This is a genomic window from Shewanella sp. MTB7, assembly GCF_027571385.1.
Taxonomy (GTDB): domain Bacteria; phylum Pseudomonadota; class Gammaproteobacteria; order Enterobacterales; family Shewanellaceae; genus Shewanella.
In genome coordinates, this window is the sequence record NZ_CP085636.1 from 1,736,989 (window position 1) to 1,759,687 (window position 22,699).

The 22,699-nt window shown below is 42.7% G+C and carries 19 protein-coding genes; 3 read left to right on the forward strand and 16 right to left on the reverse strand.

All coding sequences use genetic code 11. The features are described 5' to 3' along the window. Positions 1 to 85 precede the first annotated feature (85 nt). Positions 86 to 2,566: an alpha/beta hydrolase family protein gene (locus HWQ47_RS07250; RefSeq protein WP_269970500.1), complete on the reverse strand. Its 2,481-nt coding sequence runs from the start codon at positions 2,564 to 2,566 to the stop codon at positions 86 to 88. A 341-nt stretch (positions 2,567 to 2,907) separates the two neighbouring features. Here HWQ47_RS07250 and HWQ47_RS07255 point away from each other — a divergent pair, with 341 nt between their 5' ends. Continuing rightward, on the forward strand, positions 2,908 to 5,058 hold the full coding sequence (locus HWQ47_RS07255) for a winged helix-turn-helix domain-containing protein (protein ID WP_269970501.1): 2,151 nt from the start codon (positions 2,908 to 2,910) through the stop codon (positions 5,056 to 5,058). Between the two features lie 29 nt (positions 5,059 to 5,087). On the opposite strand, the gene HWQ47_RS07260 is transcribed toward HWQ47_RS07255, so the two are convergent. Next, on the reverse strand, positions 5,088 to 6,197 hold the full coding sequence (locus HWQ47_RS07260; RefSeq protein ID WP_269970502.1) for an anhydro-N-acetylmuramic acid kinase: 1,110 nt from the start codon (positions 6,195 to 6,197) through the stop codon (positions 5,088 to 5,090). A 94-nt stretch (positions 6,198 to 6,291) separates the two neighbouring features. Then, positions 6,292 to 7,713 carry a peptidoglycan DD-metalloendopeptidase family protein gene (locus HWQ47_RS07265; RefSeq protein WP_269970503.1) on the reverse strand — a complete coding sequence of 474 codons (1,422 nt, stop codon included), beginning with the start codon at positions 7,711 to 7,713 and terminating at the stop codon, positions 6,292 to 6,294. Between the two features lie 138 nt (positions 7,714 to 7,851). On the opposite strand from HWQ47_RS07265, the gene tyrS reads away from it, so the two are divergent. Continuing rightward, positions 7,852 to 9,048 carry a tyrosine--tRNA ligase gene (tyrS, locus tag HWQ47_RS07270; protein WP_269970504.1) on the forward strand — a complete coding sequence of 399 codons (1,197 nt, stop codon included), beginning with the start codon at positions 7,852 to 7,854 and terminating at the stop codon, positions 9,046 to 9,048. Positions 9,049 to 9,146: 98 nt separating this feature from the next. On the opposite strand, the gene HWQ47_RS07275 is transcribed toward tyrS, so the two are convergent. From HWQ47_RS07275 to HWQ47_RS07320, 10 genes are all read right to left on the reverse strand, one after another. Further along, on the reverse strand, positions 9,147 to 9,620 hold the full coding sequence (locus HWQ47_RS07275; protein ID WP_269971685.1) for a nuclear transport factor 2 family protein: 474 nt from the start codon (positions 9,618 to 9,620) through the stop codon (positions 9,147 to 9,149). A gap of 5 nt (positions 9,621 to 9,625) precedes the next feature. Further along, the gene (locus HWQ47_RS07280; RefSeq protein ID WP_269970505.1) at positions 9,626 to 10,261 is read right to left on the reverse strand and encodes a trimeric intracellular cation channel family protein; all 636 of its coding nucleotides are present in this window, start codon (positions 10,259 to 10,261) and stop codon (positions 9,626 to 9,628) included. Then, positions 10,258 to 10,635 carry a DUF2721 domain-containing protein gene (locus HWQ47_RS07285; protein ID WP_269971686.1) on the reverse strand — a complete coding sequence of 126 codons (378 nt, stop codon included), beginning with the start codon at positions 10,633 to 10,635 and terminating at the stop codon, positions 10,258 to 10,260. The genes HWQ47_RS07280 and HWQ47_RS07285 overlap by 4 nt, the downstream gene beginning before the upstream one ends. A gap of 107 nt (positions 10,636 to 10,742) precedes the next feature. Further along, positions 10,743 to 11,729: a cobalamin biosynthesis protein CobD/CbiB gene (locus tag HWQ47_RS07290; protein ID WP_269970506.1), complete on the reverse strand. Its 987-nt coding sequence runs from the start codon at positions 11,727 to 11,729 to the stop codon at positions 10,743 to 10,745. A 38-nt stretch (positions 11,730 to 11,767) separates the two neighbouring features. Continuing rightward, a complete protein-coding gene (locus HWQ47_RS07295; RefSeq protein ID WP_269970507.1) occupies positions 11,768 to 12,460 on the reverse strand; it encodes a 5'-methylthioadenosine/adenosylhomocysteine nucleosidase in 693 nt (230 codons plus the stop codon). A 141-nt stretch (positions 12,461 to 12,601) separates the two neighbouring features. Beyond that, positions 12,602 to 13,492, reverse strand: a complete 891-nt coding sequence (locus HWQ47_RS07300) for an FAD:protein FMN transferase (protein WP_269970508.1) — start codon at positions 13,490 to 13,492, stop codon at positions 12,602 to 12,604. 44 nt (positions 13,493 to 13,536) lie between these two features. Then, positions 13,537 to 14,838 carry a DUF3570 domain-containing protein gene (locus tag HWQ47_RS07305; RefSeq protein WP_269970509.1) on the reverse strand — a complete coding sequence of 434 codons (1,302 nt, stop codon included), beginning with the start codon at positions 14,836 to 14,838 and terminating at the stop codon, positions 13,537 to 13,539. Beyond that, positions 14,829 to 15,044 carry a DUF4266 domain-containing protein gene (locus tag HWQ47_RS07310; protein ID WP_269970510.1) on the reverse strand — a complete coding sequence of 72 codons (216 nt, stop codon included), beginning with the start codon at positions 15,042 to 15,044 and terminating at the stop codon, positions 14,829 to 14,831. Before HWQ47_RS07310 ends, HWQ47_RS07305 begins: the two co-directional genes overlap by 10 nt. Next, positions 15,041 to 15,544 (reverse strand): TlpA family protein disulfide reductase, encoded by a 504-nt coding sequence (locus HWQ47_RS07315; protein WP_269970511.1) that lies wholly within the window; start codon positions 15,542 to 15,544, stop codon positions 15,041 to 15,043. Before HWQ47_RS07315 ends, HWQ47_RS07310 begins: the two co-directional genes overlap by 4 nt. A gap of 116 nt (positions 15,545 to 15,660) precedes the next feature. Further along, complete coding sequence (locus HWQ47_RS07320) at positions 15,661 to 17,355, reverse strand: amidohydrolase (protein WP_269970512.1); 1,695 nt, start codon at positions 17,353 to 17,355, stop codon at positions 15,661 to 15,663. Between the two features lie 491 nt (positions 17,356 to 17,846). On the opposite strand from HWQ47_RS07320, the gene HWQ47_RS07325 reads away from it, so the two are divergent. After that, a complete protein-coding gene (locus HWQ47_RS07325; protein ID WP_269970513.1) occupies positions 17,847 to 19,223 on the forward strand; it encodes a hypothetical protein in 1,377 nt (458 codons plus the stop codon). 338 nt (positions 19,224 to 19,561) lie between these two features. Here the strand turns inward: HWQ47_RS07325 and HWQ47_RS07330 are convergent, their stop codons facing one another. From HWQ47_RS07330 to HWQ47_RS07340, 3 genes are all read right to left on the reverse strand, one after another. Next, on the reverse strand, positions 19,562 to 20,113 hold the full coding sequence (locus tag HWQ47_RS07330; RefSeq protein WP_269970514.1) for a hypothetical protein: 552 nt from the start codon (positions 20,111 to 20,113) through the stop codon (positions 19,562 to 19,564). 389 nt (positions 20,114 to 20,502) lie between these two features. Next, positions 20,503 to 20,865, reverse strand: coding sequence for a hypothetical protein (locus HWQ47_RS07335; RefSeq protein ID WP_269970515.1), 363 nt, complete (start codon positions 20,863 to 20,865; stop codon positions 20,503 to 20,505). A 1,263-nt stretch (positions 20,866 to 22,128) separates the two neighbouring features. Beyond that, the gene (locus HWQ47_RS07340) at positions 22,129 to 22,602 is read right to left on the reverse strand and encodes a MarR family winged helix-turn-helix transcriptional regulator (RefSeq protein ID WP_269970516.1); all 474 of its coding nucleotides are present in this window, start codon (positions 22,600 to 22,602) and stop codon (positions 22,129 to 22,131) included. Positions 22,603 to 22,699: the final 97 nt, after the last annotated feature.

Genomic DNA, 22,699 nt, shown 5'->3' on the forward strand with positions numbered 1-22,699 from the left:
CAGCTCCACCGCTCAGAAGCATTTAATAGATTACAGAGCGATGAGCTGGTTAGTGGAATGGGACTCAAGTCCCTATTATTTTGTGTTAAGTGTTGTTGCCATGAGTTAGTTTGGGTTGTTTAAGGTGCAACTTAAGCCAGTTTTCCTGCTCCCAAAGCATGTGCAGAATCGACTCTTTTGCTTTATAGCTGTGGCTCTCAAAAGGGAAGGTGACGAGTCTGGCTTGTCCCCCTAGACCCCGGATAGCTTTATACAAACGGGCAGATTGCATTGGATAGGTCCCTGAGTTTGCATCCATTTCTCCGTGCATTAATAACAGGGGCTCATCGATTTTATCAGCGTGGGTAAAGGGAGAGATCTGTTGATATAAGCTTGGTGCTTCCCAAAAATTACGTTTCTCATGTTGAAAGCCGAAAGGCGTTAAGGTGCGGTTATAAGCGCCACTTCTTGCAATACCTGCAGCAAAAAGATCGGAATGTGCTAAGAGGTTTGCCACCATAAATGCACCATAGGAGTGACCACCAATAGCAATACGCTCTCTATCAGCAATACCCATGTCGACTAGGGTATCGATGGCAGCGGTGGCATTGTTGATCAACTGAGTTCTGAAGCTGTCATTTGGCTTATCTTTACCTTCGCCTATGATAGGCATGGCAACTCTATCGAATATGGCAAAACCGTTGGCAATAAAAGGGATGGGTCCCTTAGCGCTGATCTGAGTGTACTGATTCACAGAGTAATTAACCTGGCTCGCAACTTCGGCATTTTTGTATTCGCGAGGATAGGCCCACATAAGCACAGGAAGTGGACCCTCTTCTTTGTTGTAACCCGATGGTAGATAAAGGATCCCTGAAAGCGGCAGTCCATCATTGCGTTTATAAGTAATAAGCTGCCTGCTCATTCCCTTGAAAGCACTGAGTGGGCCTTGTTTTTGGTACAAGATCTTCTCTTTGCCTGATTCAACATTTAATAGCACTAAATGTGACGGGCTGTCATTGGATTGTCGATTAATGACCAAGGTCAAGGGCTTGAGGTTTACGACATACCTAACCGTTTCAAGCTGTTTTTGCGATGAACGCCACAGTGTATGGGCGCTCTGCTTGTCTGTTTTATTATCGCCTTGTGGTAAGGTTAATGATTTTAGAAATGGTTGATATCCTTCAGGGGATGCACCTAGTCCGTAATGAACTAAGGTGTTGTCTTCTAAGTGGAATACTCGACCTAACAAATGGCCATCTTGAGTTAATGGTTTACGATAGAGCTTGCCGGGATCCTTGTAAGTATCACGACTCGCTTTTTGATACCAAAGGGATAATGGATCACCTACTTGTGTTTGTGTATCCAGAAAGCTCACTCGTATCTGTTTTTTATCTGAGTTGCGCTCGGTGATAAGGGCTTTGTTCTGCTCGCCCCATGAGATCTTACTGATCCTCCATGGCGTCTTGACCAGCATCTTAGCTGCTAAGTTGAATGGGGCATCAAGTTGCAGTAACTGATCTCTGTGTGAAACTTCAGTTCTGCTGTCACCCTTATCCAGTGCTTTTACATAGGCTAAAGTACTGGGTTTATCACTACGCCAATGCACCATTCGTGGGCCTTTTTTGACAGAGTCGCTACCCGGTGGTCGATATTCACCACTTTCCAGATGGGCAAGAGTGCTCAGCTTGCTGCCAGAGGTGTGGAAAACCTCTATCGTTTGCGCGAAATCATAGTATTTGACCATATGAGAAAATGGCGCTGAGATACGCTTAACCAAGAGGTATCGATCATCGGGTGAGAGGCTATAGCTGCTATTTATTGCTGGTTGGCCAATATTGGTGAGGTTGCCATCAAGGAAGATAATGCTCAATTGGCTGGTGGTTAATGCACTGAATTCTGCCTCATCTTGGGCATTTTTCAATAGGTCCTGATAGGTCCTTCTTGGTGCTTTCTTGCCTAAGGTTTCACTGATATTAGGGCTAATGCTTTCGGTTTGTACATCGACATGATCCCCAACGATTACTAGGTTAGTGACCACTCCCATACTGCTGTTTAGCCAATGATAGCTAAGTCCAAGACTGGCATTGAGTCGAGTAGGGTTGAGCCTCGTTGTGAGCTTAGTTGCTATTTCATAGAGGTAGAGATCGGCGCCAGATTCAGATAATCCAATGAAACTTAAAAAGCGACTGTTAGGGGAGAATTGAACGTTAGTCAGCTCAAGATTCTGAGGAAGTGTGATCTCTTCAGGTTTAGCACTTAAATTCGTTGAGTTTACGCTAATCAGCTCGATACTGAGGTAGCGGGATTTAATCCGGCTAGGAATGAGTTGCTTCGGAGATAGCCTTAGCCCTGCAAGTTTTCGTTCGGCTTTTGCTAGTGTTTGAATTGATTGATGTGTTCTGGGAGTGAGTACCGCTAGCCACTGACCATCATTAGATAAGCGAGTGCTCACTTTTTTTGTCTGCTCTACTACGTCCTGTAATGGTTTTGTGGGTAACTGGTATTCACTACTCAATGGCGTTTTACTGAATAAGAGCAGGAAAATAAAGGTAATGAGTGTGTACCTTGAGAAGGTGGGATGGAACATTCTTATCTCCTGAAACTAGGGAAAACAGATAAATGGACGTTAGCCGTTGATTAGGGCGCAGCTTTTATTTTTTTAGATGAATATCGTTGGATTCTTTTCTAAATTAGTTCTCGTTGCTAACTGGTTATACTTGTAGTTAATTTGATGGATGACGGCAATCGGTAGCGGGTCGTTTATTTGTTGTTTCTATATCTATTTAACATCTATGACTTTATTAATCATGCGCTTATATTTCATTTGCAGCATTAAAACTGACTTGTATCTGTGTTGAATAGATGTAAAATCTAACGTCTGTACTTGAGCCATAATAAAAATTAATTCAAGACAAGATAGGGAGCAGGATGATAGAGATAAAAAAAGAGGCTGTTTTTAAACTCGGAAATTGTGAGGTAAACCCAAACGATAATAGCCTTAATTTCTCTGTACCAGGAGGCGAGGAGGTTGAGCTAAGCAAAGTTTCAGTTCAACCTAAGTTTATTGAATTGCTAAGTTATTTAGCACGTCAATATCCTAGAGTAGTGCCCCGTGATGAGCTGATTGATAAGATTTGGGAAGGGAACGTCTATGTGGGCACTAAAGCATTAACCAATGCCATCTGGCATCTGAGAAAACACCTTAACCCACTTCTTGAAGGCGAGCAGGCGATTGAAACCGTGAGGAAAATGGGCTATCGGTTACTTATTTCGCCTGAGTTCAATGAGTCAGATCTCGTTGATGAGCCGGATCTATATCAACAGGAGCAAGCTAAGGTTCAGAATTTGACTCTGTATAATCGCAGGCTACTCATTGTTAGTTTGACATGTTTTACCATCTTTTGCCTAGTCAGTGTATTTCATCTCTATCAAGATAGTATCCGTTATGCCCCGACGGAGTTACAGCGTCTGACGCTCTCTACTGGTGCTGAACTTTATCCAGCGGTATCACCGGATGGAAGATGGCTGGTTTATAGCAGTCGTAGTAATAATAGGCACCCCAGTTTGTACCTTAAAGATTTGCTTAAACCGACCGAAACACCTAAACGGTTAACCTCTATAAAAACATCAGAGTATAGAGCGGTGTGGAGTCCTGACGGTGGCGCGCTCTATTATCCCTCCGAGCACCTAGATGAAGACAAATGTTATCTTACTGTATTGAATTTGGACAGTAATGAAGCCTCTAAGCTTGGCTCTTGCTACAGCGATGGCGCAGCCATTGATATTTCACCGGACGGAAAAACTTTAGTTTATATATGGAACGAAGGTAATGGTCATCACTCCGGAATCTATCAACTTGATTTAACCAGCAAAGAAGCTGAGCCTATTCGGCTCTCTTGTGCTGAAAATTGCGGCTCAAAAGATCGTGATATGGCATTTAGCCCCGACGGCAAATGGATCGCCATCGCGAGGCGATTTGGAAATATCTCTGAAGATATCTTTATCCGTGACACCGATACTGGTGAAGAGAGGCGATTAACTTTTGGTTTAGAGGATATACGTGGCTTGAGTTGGCATCAAGATAATGAGCGTCTTATCTTTAGTACCGATAATTCCGGTGTCAGAAATGGCTATATTGTTGGAATTGAAGATAGAGTTATCCATCCATTAGAGGTGGAGGGGATGAGTTATCCCCGTTCAATTCCCTTTAGTAACGAGCTTGTTTACTCTAACTATATGCAGGATTATCAGATTGCTTCATTTGCGCTGGAGCAATCGATTCCGACTGCAACTTTCCCACTACTTCAAGTTGAATACAGTTACCGTAACCCTGATTATTCCGAAGTGGCAAAGCGCATTGTATATGTGTCTAATGAGACCGGTTTTAATGAAATTTGGTCAAGCGACCCGGATGGTGAATCAAGGCAGCAACATACTGATCTTAAACGCCGTGTTGCTTATCCTAGCTGGTCCCATGACGGCACTAAGGTGGCCTTTCTTGCCCCTGATGATAAGAATGAGGGCAATAAGATCCATGTGCTTGACATCAATACATCCAATATCAGCATATTAGCTACGCCTTACCTTGATCATAATCGCCCGAGTTGGGGCTGGAAAGATGAGATGGTATTGGCAAGAACGAAAGATGGGATCACTGAGTTTTACCTAGATAATCTCTTACCTAAGGTGATCAGTCCTATCAATATGCGCGTAGGTAAGATGATTGATGAAGATAAGTTTGTGTTTACTCAAAGTGGCCGTAATGGCTTGTGGAGCTTATCATTATCACAACCTGAAGTGATTAGTGAGATCATTTCGGCTAAAGATTTCAATGTAGACTATAACTGGGTGGCGACAGAGAAAGGTATATATTTCAAAAAAAGTCATAGCCGTTATCAATTGATTAACTTTTGGCGTTTTAATACCGAACAGGTTACCCCTATTCTTAAATTGCCTTCTCGTAGCATTCCACGCTTAGGTGCCATGACCTATATTCCAGACCGTAATAGCCTGTTGATTACGCTTTTTGAAAACCATAAAAGGGATGTGATTAAGTTAAAACATAAATTACTACAATGATGAGGGCGTTAACGCCCTCATCATTGGTATTAGATTGCTGGGAAGAAAGAGCCTAGTACCGCTTCTCGGGACGCGCCTGTAACGGCCGGTAAGTTGCCCGAGAGCCCCCTATGATGCCTCATAGCAAGCCAAGCAAAAGCAATCCCCTCAACCCATTGGGGATTCATGCCGAGCACTGCCGTTGAACTGAGTTGATAACTTGGTAGCAAGGTCTTAAGCCGTGACATCATTTCAATATTAAATGCCCCACCACCACACACAAATAGCTCACCATCATCGGAGAGCGTTAGCACCTCCTTGGCTATGCTGTGACAAGTTACATCGAGTAAGGTGGATTGAATATCAGCTTCACTAAGGTGGGCAAATGCCGCAGTTTGCTGCGCTAACCAAGCATGATTAAATAATTCTCGACCGGTGCTTTTAGGAAAAACCATGGAGAAGTAAGAGTGAGAAAGCAGCTGGGTAAGTAGCTTATCATCGGTAACGCCACTGGCAGCCCAAGCGCCATCTTTGTCGTAATGTTCATTCTTTACTTGCTGGATCCAAGCATCGATAAGTGTATTTCCCGGACCCGTGTCAAATCCCAATACCGGTTGCCCATCACCAGGAAGATAGGTCAGATTGGCGATACCGCCAATATTAACAATGATGCGGTTGGTCCCAGGTTTGGAAAACATCTGCTGATGAAATGCTGGGACTAGAGGAGCACCTTGTCCACCGAGTGCAATGTCTTTGCGCCTAAAGTCAGCGATAACATCAATGCCTGTTTCGACGGCGATGGTATTAGGATCACCAATCTGCAGAGTGAAACCCATATCCAGATTCGGCATATGTCTGACGGTTTGCCCATGACTGCCAATGGCAATGATTTCCTCTTTACTAATGTTGGCTTTTTCTAGCAATGCATTTACGGCAGAGGCAAACAGTTGCCCAATACTACGATCGAGTTGCCCTAAACGCGTGATCTCATCGCTTCCTGGTAGACAAAGGCGTTGCAGCCCATTTAAGGTATGTTTTGGTATGTCCTGACTGTGTCTTTCTATCAGTGTGGCTTGTTCTTGGCTGAAGTCGACCAGTACCGCGTCGACGCCATCCATGCTAGTGCCGGACATTAAGCCGATAAAATAACGTTTTTTCATCTTGTATTAATCACTCTTTCTCGAACTAATCAAGGGCTCGATCTTGTGTCATGAGAGTCAATAAAGTTTCAGTTAATCATCAAGATTAACAACTTTACTGGGAGGCAAGTTGCACTTGCTTATTTTGTTGAAGCTTAGTCATTATCTGCTCGCTAAGGGCTAAGAATGTCGACTTTTCTGTACTGGCAATAGGCAAAGATTGTGGCAACTTTACGGTTCGTGGGTTTCTATGGCTACCATTAACGATAAATTCATAGTGAAGATGAGCCCCTGTTACTCGACCAGTTGCGCCTAACGTGCCGATGATCTGTCCCTGTTTAACACTTTCCCCCTGTTTGACTTTTCGTTTCTTAAGGTGCAAGTATTTAGTGGTGTATGTGTCATTGTGTTTAATAAATACATAGTTGCCATTGTACTGGTTATAGGCTGATTTGATGACACGGCCTTTACCAGCAGATTTTATTGGTGTCCCCACAGCTGCAACATAGTCAACGCCACGATGAGCGCGCACTTGGCCTGTTACTGGATGCAAGCGCTTAGGGTTAAAGCTTGAGCTGACATATTTAAAATCGACAGGTGAACGTAAGAAGGCTTTACGCATGCTGCGACCCTCTGCGGAATAGTAGTTACCATCGGTATAACGCACTGCAGTGTAGCGGTCACCTTGGTTGAAAAATTCAGCGGCGAGAATGTGACCGTTACGCAGGAACTCACCGTCGGCAAACTCCTCTTCGAAGATGATGGAGAAATTATCATCTTTTCTGAGATCTAAGGCAAAGTCGATATCCCAGCCGAAAATAGTGGCGAGCTGCATGATTTGATTTGGGGTTAAGCCTGCACTGACTCCTGCATTCCAGAAGTTACTATTGATCGTCGCACTAGTGAATTTTGAACGAGTTTCTATCTGCTTATTAACAATATTTTCTTCGTAGCCATGATTATCTTTGCTGATGACCAAGGTTGAAACCGGGTCTAAATGGAACTTAAGCTTAGTAAATTCGCCTTTAGTATTCTTCGCTATCATGATCTCCTGACCGGGCATGATTTTAAGTAGATGTTTCTTAGCTTTAGGCAATAAGGTGATCTCATAAACATCACGAGCACTTAGATCTGCACGGTTAAACAGGGCAGCTAAGGTATCGCCACTTTTTACTTTGAATGTTTCTGTATGATCTCTCTCATCTTGTTCGGCTTTAAGTGCTGCCATTGAGCTTTCGGACATGGCGACTGTTGCTTCGTTGAGATCTTTTGGGTTTAAATTGTTTGAACGGGGTGGTGTTGGTGTGCGAAAAGCGAGTGGTACTTTTAGCTGCTCTTGGTTGTTTATCTTGTTAGCTGATGCGTCGTTTGTTTGGCGAAGCTCAATACGGCCTGAAAGTGCATTATTGGTGTTTTTAGAGGCTTGGACATCATCGGCAGGTAACACTAAGATGATTAAGGTCGCACAAACTAATACAGCGAGCAGTATTTGGTGCTTTTTAGGCAGCAATTGTAATAACGTTATAACCTTTCCCATCGAACCCTTTCCATTGAGCTAAGTAGCAATTTGATATTTATCGCGATCCCTTAAGTGTACACGCTTTCAATTGTGCTGGCTAACAAGTAACATGGCTCTCTTTATTTGATTAATAGGCTCTTTGGAGTAGCTGGCGAGATGGCGGATTTAGACCAAGCATTAGCAGAAATTAAACGTGGTACCGATGAGATTTTACTCGAAGCGGATCTGCTGGAAAAGTTGAAAGAGGGGCGTCCTTTACGTATTAAGCTTGGAGCTGATCCTACCGCTCCTGATATTCATTTAGGTCATACGGTTATCTTGAACAAGATGCGTACCTTTCAGGAGCTCGGTCATGAAGTTATCTTCCTTATCGGTGACTTCACTGGCATGGTTGGCGATCCAAGCGGTAAGAACAACACTCGTCCTCCGTTAACCCGTGAACAAGTGCTGGCAAATGCTGAAACGTATAAACAGCAAGTTTATAAGATTCTAGATCCAGCAAAGACACGCATTGTATTTAATTCCACCTGGCTAGAGCCATTAGGCGCTGCAGGCATGATCCGTCTAGCATCACAGCAGACCGTTGCGCGTATGATGGAGCGTGATGACTTTAAGAAACGTTATGGTTCTGGTCAGTCAATTGCTATCCATGAGTTTATGTACCCACTGCTGCAAGGTTACGACTCTGTTGCGCTAGAAGCCGATGTTGAGCTGGGTGGAACGGATCAGAAATTTAACTTGTTGATGGGACGTGAATTGCAAAAGTCTGCTGGCCAGAAGCCGCAAACCGTGATCATGATGCCTTTGTTAGAGGGACTCGATGGCGTCAAGAAGATGTCTAAGTCGGCGCATAACTATATCGGTGTGAGTGAGCCAGCTGGTGAGATGTTCGGCAAAATCATGTCAATTTCTGATGATCTGATGTGGCGTTACCTTGAGCTTCTCTCTTTCCGCCCATTAAGCGAAATTGAGCAGTTTAAACTTGATGTTGAGCAGGGCACTAACCCACGTGATATCAAGATAGCCCTAGCAAAAGAGATTATTGCGCGTTTTCATGATGAAGATGCAGCACAAGCGGCTCATCAAGAGTTTATCAACCGTTTTCAGAAGGGCGCGCTTCCGGATGATATCGAAGAGATTGAAATCGTTGCCGGTGAAGGTATTGCCATTGCTAATTTATTAAAAGAAGCTGGTTTGGTGAGTTCTACTTCAGACGGCATGCGTATGATTAAGCAAGGTGCGGCTAAAATTGATGGTGCTAAGATTGAAGATACACGTCTTCAGCTAAGTGCTGGCATGACGGGTGTATTCCAAGTTGGTAAGCGCAAGTTCGCTAAAATTACTTTAGTTTAATAACCTTAAACTAAAGATAAACGGCCTCTAGTCTTGCGATTAGAATTAGAGGCCGTTTTTTTAGCTGTTTTCTAGGCTTAGAATATGGATTTACGCAGTTACTGAATCGCTAACTGATCAGCCATGGTTTGATAATCCATGAGATCTTCATGCTCTTTTACTCTATGCGTATCCATATCTAGTTTTACGGTTGTTACACCGGGTATGGCTAAGTCGATTATTTTCCCTGGCTTACCAAATTGCTCACCTGGGCCCTTGTAGTGATAACTGCCAATCATGACCACTAAGGAGCCTGAATTAAACATATGTTCGATATTGAAACCATACTCCAACACTCCTTGATGGGCCCGTTTTAGGAAACTGAGAATATGACGTTTCCCCGTGTATTTCTTCCCTGCGGTTCTATCGTTAAAGACACTTTCACGGTTATAAAAAGCGACTAAAGTCTGATAGTCATGATCGGTGAGGGCTTTAATATACTTGACCGCTAACTGTTGTTCTAGAGGCATCTCTCCATTAGCGGCCATGGAAGGAAGAGTCATAAATGTCAGTATGAGACAGAGATAGCGCAATATCATTATTTCATTTTCTGTAGGTTGTTTTTCAGATCGAATGCCGGAAGCGACAAGTGCCATTTAATTGCAGCAAGTCGTATACCTAATGCGATAAGCATGGCTAACACAAGTGCGTGTTTATCTTGCATACCAAAGTGCAGGCTAAGAGTGTAACTGATCCCGCCTAAAATAGAAGCCGTAGCATAAATCTCTGTTCGCAGAATCATAGGAATCTGACGACACAAGAGGTCTCGAATTATGCCTCCTCCCACACCGGTTATTAAACCCATGACCACGGCAATCATACCTCCTAACTCAAGGCTCAGGGCTTTTTCGGCGCCAATAACCGTAAATAGAGCTAAACCTAAGGCATCGGCGACGGGTAAGGTATGTTGAGGGACGCGTTTAGGTTTACGAATCACAAGCATGGTCAATAACACGGTGAGAAGGATCACCATGATGTAGTTTGGATCGCGGATCCAAAACACGGGAGTCGCTCCTAACAAAGCATCGCGAATGCTACCGCCACCGACGGCAGTAACTGAAGCAAGCACTATTACACCAAAAGGGTCCATTCGGTGACGACCGGCGGCAAGTGCACCAGAGAGTGCAAAAACGGCAGTACCACATAGGTCAAAAAAGTAGAACCAAGAGGTCATTGATCCAACTCTTCAAGATGATAGTTTAGCGCGACCACAGAGATACGGATCTCGATAACGGAAAGTAGCAGTGAGTAAAGTAGTAACAGCAGGCTACAACCAAAGATAAAAGAGCCTACCTCATTGAGACCAATATAGATGAAGAGCATACACAGTACACATAGGGCAAAACTCATGACACCTGACTCCTGCATGCGCCGTATTATACTTATCCTTTGCCGAAGGTTTTTAAGTTGTTCAGTCTGAATGGGTTTTCCTGTACTGCTTAGGTTTCTGATCAAGGCGGCTAATGCGAAAAAACGGTTGGTATAGGCAAGTAATAGTAAAGAGATCGCCGGAAATAACAGCGCGGGAGTGGTTAACGACACATGGATATTTTCTAACAATTGCCTAGCCTATAAAAAAGAGTGATTAATCCTTAGATAATACCAAGGCGTAAAATTAAGTCCATAGCAGCAATAGCGATGATCAGTCATTCTGTTCAACCGACTTGTAAATAACGCAAACCGGCCCAGATTGTTGGGATTAAAATCACAAACCCGATCCAAATAGATTGACTCATCCTAGCTATTTTAATGGCGTCGCGTATTGCGTTTTGCTTAGGTAGCGGGCCGTAGTTCAGTTTAGTGGTATTGACTCTAATGCCATTAAACTTCATTGGGCCACCGAGTTCGATATTTAGCACGCTGGCCGCAATAGCACAGGTTTGAATTTCGTGGTAAATACGACCATTTACGCCGATAGGTTTAAACAGAGAAGCTAAACTTTTTGGCCCGCCTTGAATGGCTAAACTCAGATTCCAGAGCAAACTGGGTAGGGCAAATAGTAAGGTATTGACCAGATAGACAGGGCGAGAGAAGTAGCGATACTTTGGGTTGATTGGTAACCAACAAAGCTCAAGTTGTTTTAACATACGGGCAGCGAGAACTAAAGGTGCACCGCCGATGGCAAAAAAAAGCACACTGGCAACTGTGCCATAAACTGGCGCGGTGACGAGCTTTTCGATGGTTGCTTTACTTAATCCCACATCACTGAGATCTTGAGTATCTCGGGTAAGCCAAGGGGTCAATATCATGCGTGCTCTGGCTTTATCTTTATGGTTCATGGCGCGGTTAACTTCCTCGGCGACGATATTAAAATTTTCATCATTAAGACAAATATAGAGGATGATGAACTCAAAAAACCAAGGGAAGGCCGCCAATTGCAACATGAATGTGATAATCGCCCAAAAGGGAAAGACCAGCAGCAGGGCAGATAGGGCGCCTGCGATGATCTGTTGGGAATGACTTCTATTGTTACGATTAACTTTTACTGCCATCTCCTTCGCGAGAAAACCGAAAGCGACTAAAGGTTGGACAGCTCGGGGCAGTGGTGCGATTTTAGAGAGAAGAAGACTAATAAAAAGGATCATGGTTCCCTGATAAAGAGGGGAATCATTGAGTAGCAGTTGTGCAAACTCCGGAACCATTATATTAGCCTTATTTTTAGCTGTTTAAATAGAACTAATTATAGATGGTTAAGCAGTGCCATAACCATAAGTGCTGAGTGATGGCCTGCTTTGACTATGTATGAGTCGAAGTCCACTGGTGAATCGTTGTTAGCATTGTCTGACAGTGAACGAATAACCACAAATGGTACTCCAAACTGATGACACACCTGCGCGATGGCAGCGCCTTCCATTTCACACGCTGCCATTGTTGGGAAGTGTTCCAACATGGTCTTAGTGCGAACTGGATCGCAGATAAAGCTATCACCGGTACAGATTAGTCCTTCAATGGCTTTGACTTCGCCAAGACTTGCTATGGCTTTATTGGCTGCCGCTTTCAGTTTTTCATCAGGCATAAATGCAGCGGGTTGCTGAGCCATTTGACCTATTTCATAACCAAATGCAGTCACATCCACATCGTGGTGACGCACTTCTGAGGAGATTACGATATCGCCGATAGCCAGTGAATCGACAAAGCCCCCAGCCGAGCCCGTGTTGATCACAGCATCGGGTGCGTATTTTTCAATAAGCAAGGTCGTGGCGATACTGGCGGCAACTTTACCAATGCCTGAGCGAGTAACGATAACATCTTTACCGTCTAATGTGCCTGCAACAAATTCAATACCAGCAATGGTTTGCGATTCTGCATTGTCCATCGAAGCGATTAAGTGAGCCACTTCTGGCTCCATTGCACCTATGATACCTACTTTCATTGATTTAGCCTTAAATTGTCATACGGGATCGAATGGGCGCTAATATAACATGTGGTATTGGGATTTAGTGAAAAAACCCTTGTTCAATCTGTATGTGAAACGAGTCAGTTTCACTCTTTGCCACTTAGTTTAACTATATGATTACCTAAACACTTTGAAGTTCAATTTTTGTTCTTTTAAGAATGTTTCGGCGTTTGCCCCCTGTAACATCGCCATGGTGGCTAACATGCCTGCGGTGACGCAATTGGGTCCGAGTACAGTAACGGAACTAGGGGCGTTGGCGACGGGATTGCCGCTGCGAGGATCGATAATATGACCGAATCGTAGGCCATCTTTTTCGATAAAGCGTCGAGTATCGCCGCTAGTGGCCAAGGCACCATGGCGGATCTGCAGTACTGCTGCTACGTTATCTAAGGCGTTAGGATTTTCGATACCGATCTGCCATGGGGAAGTGTCACTCGATTTGGCGACGGGGCAGCCAATATCACCACCAAAATTAACTAGTATCGAGATCTGTGGCCACTGTGTTGCAAGTTGGTGGGCGACGCTATCAACGGCGTACTCTTTAGCTATTCCGCCAAAATCTAACGACATCCCTTTTGGAAGTGTTAGTTCAGTGTCGGTAAAACCAACGCGAGAAAAATCCACTCGAGCACGAGCTTCGTCTATTTCATCTTTTGAGGGGATATCGCCACTGCCATCGAAACGCCAGAGTGTCATTAATGGCCCGGCGCTAATATCAAATAGCCCGTCGCTGAGTTGATAACATTGTGCAGCGAAGGTGAGAAGATGAGCCGTTTCACTATCGATGATTATTAGATCACCTTGAGCATGATTGATATCCCAAACAAGATTATTAGTGATAAACCGGCTGTATTTCTGCTCAATTCGCGCCGCTTCTGCAACGGCTAGTATCATGATTGCATTGGCGGTTTTAGGATCATCACTGGCTATAAGCAGTTCACAGGGGCTGGCCATGGCACGAAAAATGCCTTTGTAACCCCATTGAGTTACCGTTAATTGATAATTCATCGGTGTTTCATCTATTGTTGATCTTTCCTGTTAATGTAACTCAGTTAAAAAGAGTAACTAAATTGGGCGATGATGGCTTTTACTGCTGGAAACAGATCATGCTGTTGCAATTGACCTATTAGCACAGTGCCATTGCTTTCAGGATTTTGTTGATAATACTCTAATCGGTAACTTAGCTCATGTCCGCCAGATAAACCTTGGCTGAACTTAAGCCCAAAGGTGTAGGTGGTCATATCACCAATGCGATAATCAGCACTGGCATATTCAGCTAAAGGGTCTCCTGCAAGCAAGAAAGTTTGATAAAAATCAGCTGCTTGCTGCTGGTAATACCTTAAGTGTATTTGAGCATAAAAATGACCGCCGAAATAGTAACGATAATGAGTTTCTAAGGTATGGGAACTCAAGCTCCAGTCATCAGTTGTATAGCGATAAGAAAAATCCACCACACCGGAATCTAGAGCACCTTTGGTCATCATATAAAAACTATGTTTTAAGCGTGAGTCAGGACGATTCTCATACAGGTAGCTTTGGGTTGTACCACTGCTGTCGACTTGGCTAAGTATTTTATATGGATCGGTCAGGTAACCTGACACACTCGACAGGCCATAATTGGCTTGAAATAACCAATGAGTGTTAAGCACTTGAGTGACACTGAACAAGATGTCTGCCGTCTGTTTATCATCTGAAGCTGTATTTCGGGTTTGATTAAAGGCCGTTTGAAAAGCAGCTTCGGTATCATAATTTGCTCTCAATGCCATCTGTGACAGTGGAACTGGACGCCCGCTAATGGGGTCAATGGTATCGAATGTGTATGAGCCCGATAAAGCTAATGTGGTGTTGTCTTTGTTAAAGCCATGCTCAATGCCCGCATTAGCACCTAAGGAGGTGTAATCGAACTCTTTAGAACCGTATAGTCCCCCGTTTACTTTCCACTGTGTCGATAGGGTTTCGCTCCAGTTGGCACTGAGCTGAACTCGAGTATCATGAAAGGTATCATCAAGGGGCGTTTCACCCGCTTTAATTACATATTCGCCATGACCAGATGGACGAGTAAACGTTTGAGCCTGACTTTGAGCGACAGCACCAGAGGCGGAAGCGCCGGTTAAACCGTCAAAGACGATTTTTATGTCAAGTAATGAGGTGTCGCCGAAGGCCATTTGCACATTACCGATAGCTTCAACAGCTTGTACTCTATTTTTCTCACCGTAATACATGATCGCCGCATCGACATTCCAATCATCATGATCGCCAGCAACTGGCTCACTCGCATAACTGTGCTGACCGATTAAGCTGATACTCGCTAAAGCCAAGGCGTTAGCGATATTGTTTTTTTCAGTCAATTGCATCCACAGCCTCCCCCAGCAAAGGCTCGACCACCACTGCTTCCCTCCTTGCTGAAATAGATATGGTCATCAAGGGATAAGTCGAGTTTTTCGCTATTTAGTGCCATGTCACTGCGGGCGAGTTGTTGTTTTTCCCAAGGTTGAACGCCTAAGATCGAACAAGCTGATAAGCTCGTTAATATCGCTAATGCTATCAATGTTTTCTTCATGGAAGCTCCTTGAGTAATTGACTTAAATTACGTTCGTAATTTTTAGCATGCTCGCTAAAGAACCCGACATGTTGCTGTACCAGTTCTCCTTTACGATTGAAAATATAGCTACTGGGCATGCCTTGTAGATCAAATGTTTGTGCCGATTTACCTTGAGGATCAAACCTAACGTGAAAGCGTGCAGGAAAAGCGGCTAAGAATTTTTCAGCGGCGGCCTTATCCTCATCTAAATTGATGGCGACAATGGCTAAGCCCTGTTGTTGATACTTGTCATGCATGGCATTGAGCCAGGGAAAAGACTTACGACAGGGGCCACACCAGGAGGCCCAAAAATCCACATAAACCACCTGACCCTTAAATTCATCTAAGCTCAGCAATTGGTTTTGACTATTGTGTACCTCAATGTTTAAAGTCGGCTGAGCATGAACAAGGGCTGGCTGGCTGCAGATAAGAAGAGATAAAGAGAGGCCAAAGCCGATACTTTTCAAAAGAGAGATCATTTACACTCCTTGTTACTCTTAGCTAATGAAGCATTTAAACGAACTAGTGAACTGTTTGACATTTAGATACAAAGACTGATTACATTCTCTTATTTTGAGTTTTAGCCTTTAACTGGTCAATCGGCAATGTCGTAGCTTATACCTTGAGTTTCAAAGACTATGTCTCCTTGCAGTATTGTCATCAGGATCTCCGTATTGGCGATGTCATTGACGGGTAAACGGGTGATATCTTGATCGAGAATGGCGAAGTCAGCCGATTTACCAAGGGTTATCGAACCTGCAATGTCACTGATCCCCAAACTTTCAGCTGCATTGATGGTGTAGGCATTTATTGCGGAATAGACATCAGGTAACCCCGTGTTTCCCATTTTCAAGATATTCTCAATGCCAACCAGTGGATTGATGTCATGAACGTTCCAATCACTACTTAAGGTTACATTAGCACCAGTATTGAATATAGCTCTTGGATTCATCAAGGAGTGGGTTCGTTTGACTCCTAAAAAGGCTTTTGCCCATTGGTGGTCATGGGATGCCACGTAATCGGAGCCTACTTGGAAATCGGCTGTCACATCCAGTTTAGCGAAACGAGGAATGTCTTTTGTGTCTACCAACTCAACATGGGTCAGGGTATAAGGCTTTTTAGCACCTTGGTTGCGAACATGTCCGATGGCATCGAGTGATTCGCGAACTGTCCCATCACCAATGGCATGGATATGGGCGCTATAGCCAATCTTATTTAATGCATCCAACCAAGTGGTCATTTGGCTTGGTGGAATATAATTGATGTCGTAGGGCTCATCTGGGATATAGGTATCCAAATAGGGTGATAAAACTTTTGCGGTGCCATTAATAATGATGCCATCGCTATACATTTTTACCTGATCGACCAATAACAAACGTGATTTATCACTCGATTGCACTGTCTTCAAAAATGCGAGTTGAGACATCATCGACTCAGCGGGATATATCCATGGACGCAGTGATACTCGGGTGGTTAAATCTCCGTCACTTTCGGCCTGCTGCCATACATCATACCAGCCACGTTGCCAATAAAGTCGTCCATCGCCAATGGTGGTGATACCATGTGCAGCAGCCTCCTTAAGCCCTATCATTAAACCGTCATAGCTTTGTTTAAACTGGTTTTCTAAGCTGTTCCAGGCCATATCCATGATGATATCACCAGCGTTATCAAACACAATTCCGTTTAGCTCACCTGTTCTTTCATCTTTAAGGATTTTACCACCTCGTGGTTCGGGAGAGTCTTTTGTGATCCCTGCTAATTTAAGCGCTACGGAGTTGACCCACATTGAGTGAGAGGTATGTTCCATCAACACGACAGCTTGCTTGGGGAAGATGCGATCAATCACATCTAGAGGTGTATAGCGGTTGTTTTCGTTTAAAATAGTATCTAATGAGAAGCCATAACCCATCAGCCAATTTTTAGGGTTCGCATTTTTACTGCATTTGATTAAATAGGGGATCTGCTCTTCAAGCGATGCATCAACGTTTAGTGTGCAGTTGCTGCCAGCTTCTGAAGCGGCTTCAAATACGTGGTTATGATTATCAATAAAACCAGGCATGATATATGCCTGTTCAAGATCGATAACTTCGGTATCTTGATTACGATAGGTATCTGCTTTTGTGGCTTTACCAACAAACATAATATAGCCATCGTGAATGGCAATCGTATCGGCATTGTTGTGACCGTAAATGTTTGCGTTTGTTAAGATCATATCGGCATATTGAACAGCCAGTGCATTTGAGCTAACGATCAAGCTCATTATGATTGCCATAGGATAAACTCGGTTCATTGTTTTTTCCTTATGAAGCTTAAATAGCGCACAGTGTGTGAGGGTATTACAATAGAGAAAGCATACAGCACCATAGAAAGCTACAGATAAAGAAGTGAGTATAAGCATGCTGACTCACCTAAAAATTATCATGGATTAGGTTATACCTCTGACTGTTGAAAAGTAAACCTAATCTGCGCAGAACTCAATGTAGAACTATTAGTGTAGAAGAGGGGAGGGTTTCATCACGGGTATAAATAATAATTTGGTGCTGCTATTAAGTAAGTTAATACCGTTTGCTGTGCTATTAAAATAAAGTGGGAGGAAGTAAAAGTATTTTTTATATTAAAAGTGCGTGTTTTTATTTTATTTATTTGTTATTAACTTATCAATCACAGACTTAAAGTTAAACCGTACGCGTGTGGTTATAATTGTTACTAAATGTATTGAACCAAATTAAATTGTACAAGTCATAAATAAAGGGTTGACAATTGTATTTTATAATAGAGGTAATGATGAAGCATATAATTAATATTATATTGGCTCTCGGGTTAGTATTGTTTGTAGTTTCTTGCGGTGGGGATGATAAGGACAAAGGTGAAAAAAAGGTAGCTTATATTCAATATTATAATGCTTCTCCTGATAGTACAAAAACCTATCTGTCTTTAAAGAAAAAAAAGTACAGCTCCATTAATTTCGGTCAATCAACATCACGTTATGCCGTTGCTGTTGGTGACAATAAATTGAGCGTTACCGGTAATAATTCTGAGAATAAAGAAGTTAAGTTCCATGAGCAGGATATTAATCTTTATAACAAGGATAATCATCTCTATATACTCGCTGGGAATTATGCCAAAACAGATTTTATCGATATTAAGTATAACCGGGACAAGCTGGATGAAGAGAATAAAAAGAAAGTAAATGTCGACAAGAAAATCATCAAAATGCAGGTGCTGGCTGCCCATGTTAGCAGTGGTTCCCAGAAGTTTGGGATCTACATCGGCAAGAAGGTAGATGGTTTTGGTTCTGCCAAATATCTCAGTGAGATAGCTTATAAAGGGATGACAGAGTCCGAGATCCTCACGACCGGAAAATACGTAGTCTATCTGACAGAAGCTGGTGGCAATGAGCCCGTTTTTACCACAACAGAAATCGATTTCAAAGCCAAGACAGTATATAAATTACTGATCCGTCCTGCTTTTGGACCTTCTGCAACGGGAGTTAAACTAGATGTGGTAGGTCATGCTCGCACAGTCCCTTCATTCGCAGATATTAATGAGAAAGTTCAATTAAGGGTATACAACGGCTTTGAGAAAAATGACAAAGTTGAGGCCAAATTCAATGGTAAGAAGGGGGAACTACACCAACAGGAGGTGGCGAAATGGGGATTATCTAGCTTTATTCTCACCAATTTCGGTGATTATGATGTCACTGTCAGTGATGTGTCCACGGGTAATGTTTTGCTAAACAATTTGTTGGTGACCTACAATCAAAGTGACTCTAAGTCGATTTTGCTCTACCCCGACAGTACAGATAAGCTCAAGGCTACTGTGGTGGGACATAAGCTAACACCACGCAGTTATCAGTATCAATTGCAGTTACTGAACTTGGCGTCAGAAACCAAAGGGTTGGAGGTCTATTTTGTCCGAGAAAATGAGACGGTTGAAACCGCCAAGTTTAAGATCACCAAATGGAACTTTACTAAGAATTTGAAGATTTGGTTGCCAAAGGGAAGTTATACGGTGACAGTAGTGAAGAAGGGAGATAACGACACCCTAAATTTGTTACACCGCCAGGAATTGACGCTTAAAGATAATCTGGATTACACCTTGGTATTGACGCCAGATGAGACCCAAACTTGGGGATACCGATTGATGGCATTTCAGTAGAGTTTGCGGACAATAACTTAATTTAATGATTTTTTTCGCTAAAAATTTAATATACCGAATGATATCTTTTAATATTAGCGAGAGTAATGCCATCTGTTTTATAAAATTTTTATTTAGTGTTTATTGGGTTGTTTTACAATAAGGTTATTGAAATTATATAGATGGTATTACCTTCGTTTAATTTAAACTGGTAATCGTTAGTTTGCCAGATTTTTTATTTATTATGTATTCAGTATAATAATCTTTCATTTGTGAGAACTATAATGCTAATGAAGTTAACAGTATTTAGTTATAAAATAGCAGGCAGCGTACGTTAAAAATTATTTTTGGTGTATTGATTATTTAATTTCGAGCTTGGGTAACCAGCGTAGGTTTTCCTCAATCTCATCTAGCTCTACGTCAGTTATTGGCGGTGAGTCGAGGTCATCGGGTGCTGAGGCGAGTAGATTCAGATCTACCGCTTGTGCAGTGCCGCTGATTACGCCGTTATTCAGACTGAGTTGATAGTAGATACCGTTATAAAAGTTAGCGCCAAAATCGGCTTTTTTCTTGTACATAAATAGTAGGTCATGTGCTAACCAAGCCTGATCCGTTTGACTTATTTCACGGGGATTAGGGTAGGGGTAAGGAAGGTGGCACCATAGTTCTGGTCCTTCTAAACACTTCATCTCTTTCATGGAGAGAAAGTAATCTTTAAAAACACTGTGGTCTATATGAATTTGATAGTAGGTCTTATCAGCTTCTGTAGATAAAAGAACATCGCCAATCAATAACTCATGACCTTTTATATCAATAAGGTAGATATGTTTATTACCTGATAGCTGGTTATCAGCAAAGAGTTGGCTGCTTATACCGAATAGAGTAAGTATAAAAAAGAGCTTGTTAAACATGTCTGTTTCCCAGCGAAGAATTTAGCACTAGCATTGAACAAATGCTGGCCTATGTCTATTCTCCTTTGGGAGGAGGTTAATCTCTTGTTTATTAGGTTGAGCCCCAAGTGGAGCTCAATATCTTATACCAATCAGTATAAGAAAGTGATCTACTCAGTGTGGCTTTTGGCAATCTAATTCAAGGCGACTGGATGATGGAATGGTTATTCCCTTGTGAGTTCATTCAACGCAGAAGTAGGTAGCCAAAAACACACCCAAAGGGCGAGTTTTAGCGCTTCTGATGCTGTGTTAACGAGCTTAACCGTAGAATAACTATGCTTCTCACTCGTTGCCTTACCTCAGACACGCTAAACTCTCGCTGAGCGATCACATCTCTATACTGATTGGTATTACAATAAACTTGCGTACACTCTAACCTGATCGAAATCATCGCAGTTATTACTATCATGATCCCACATAGAGACCACTTTGTTGGTTGATAATGCCATACGAAGGGCTGCTATGATTGATTTTCCTCCATCATCATTAGCATTGTATTTATAGTTTAGGGGGATTATCACTCCATTATCAAGGTGCACGTTAATAGCATTAGCCCAATCAGAGCCACCTTGGATGTTGGTCACATACCCAAAATCAATCGCGGCAATATATTGTTTTTCGGCGCATAAAACACCAGGGTTACTATCAGCGAAAGTGGGGAGTGCAGTCGTAATTAACGCTAGAAATAAGACAATTGTTGTTTTTACATTCACAATGACACCTCATTTTATTTATTGTTCTGTATGAAAATCGCACTGTAAAACAGTATATTGTTTCGTAACAATTGTAAATTTAAGTGCATATCACTATTTTTGGTGGGCGGGAGGCTATTGTTGCTATTTACGCCGATTAGTATTGAACCGTTAGAGGGAAGTACCCCTAATATTACATTCCTATCTAAGATATCCGCAGTGGTGAATAGTCTTTTTTGGTTGTTTAATTAAAGATAAGAGAGTGTTCTCACCACAGCGAATATGGCGTAGTCATAAGTTAATGAGCGAGAGGCATGAGCCGAACTGGCCGTTAAACAGGGACGTTGTTGTGCTGCGCTCCACGGAGAACATGGAGAAGAACTGGAGTTTTTTAGCAACAGCCTCTCACCGTACCCTCAGTGTTCCATACTATTATTCATTATCTAAGTGGTCAAATCTTATGGGTGTCCACTTATTGCAGTTGTAGTAAATATAGGGTGAGATTGATTTAATTCAATAAGATCAAAATCTTACCAGGCCCCTGCTTATCTGGTATCGTGAAGTCATGGGTAGAGTCCATCTTATTTTAACAATGGGTGGCTCAATAAATTTTGGTATCTTGGGAAGCTAATTCGAAGAGACGGATAAACTGATGTAGATGCAGCTGTGGGCTTCGGTTTCAGGGTGAGGTATCGCGAAGTGATACTCTTCGAACGAGGGGCAGGGACGCCGAACTGGCCTTTTAACAGGGAGGTTATTGGAAACCGCAGAGCGGCCAAGGGTGGCTTCACAGCGTCCCACAGAAGTAGCTACATGTGAGCCTGCTGCAAGCAATAGATATCAACGCAGCTATGCTTATCTAGCAATAACCAAATACAAATTCAGCCAAATGGATCCAATTAAAAAATACTTAAAACAAAGGGGTCGTAGCTAATTAGCTTAAATCGAAGAGATTAATAACCGGGTGTGAACGCGGCTGTGACCTTCGGTTTCAAGGATGAAACCGTAGAGCGTATAGGGACATATTTACAGCGTGTCACAGAAGTGTTTTCACATTCAGCGAGCCGCAGGCTATAGATTAAGCAGAGGTTATGGCTTCCATAAGTCAATCATAAATACCAAGCCTGCCTAATGGACCTGCTAAACAGATACTTATAACTCACTATCAGGCAAGCTGTTAAGTTTAATAAATGCAAAGTTATGGAATTCAACAAACTAACCAAACACCAACTCAGCCCAATGACCCCATCAAAAAGATATTTAAAAACTTGTTATCCGACAAGTTCAATCAGCTTGTATTTGACCGACCAACAAAACTGGTGCAGCGTCTAATTCATTGGCGTCCATCATAGAGGCAATACGTTCAACCGATGATAGCAGTTGGCTTTGCTCCCACTCCTCAAGATTTTGATAGCGTGTAATAAAGTGTTCTTGTAGTGGCTTTGGCGAGAGACTTAATAGCGCCTTGCCCGACTCACTTAGAGAGAGATGAACTTTGCGTTTATCGGTTTCGCTACGGGTTCGTATTACCAGTTCTCGACTCTCTAGCCTATCGATAATCGTGGTAACAGTGGCAGGACTTAATGCGATCTCCTTGGCTATCTCTTTAGCCAGCGGCGCATCAAGATGGTCGATATTTTGCATTACCATAAGCTGCGGACCAGTCAAACCTGATTGCTTGTTAAGCTGACGCGAATGAATGTCGATGGCTCGGATCACTCGGCGCAGTGAGATCAATAATTGTTCGTACTTTTCCATACTCTTCCCTAAGCCCTGAGATTGAACTGTAAATAATAGAGTCATTAAATAAAAATGCGGCATAACACTTGAGCGTTATACCGCATTTTTTGGTTAT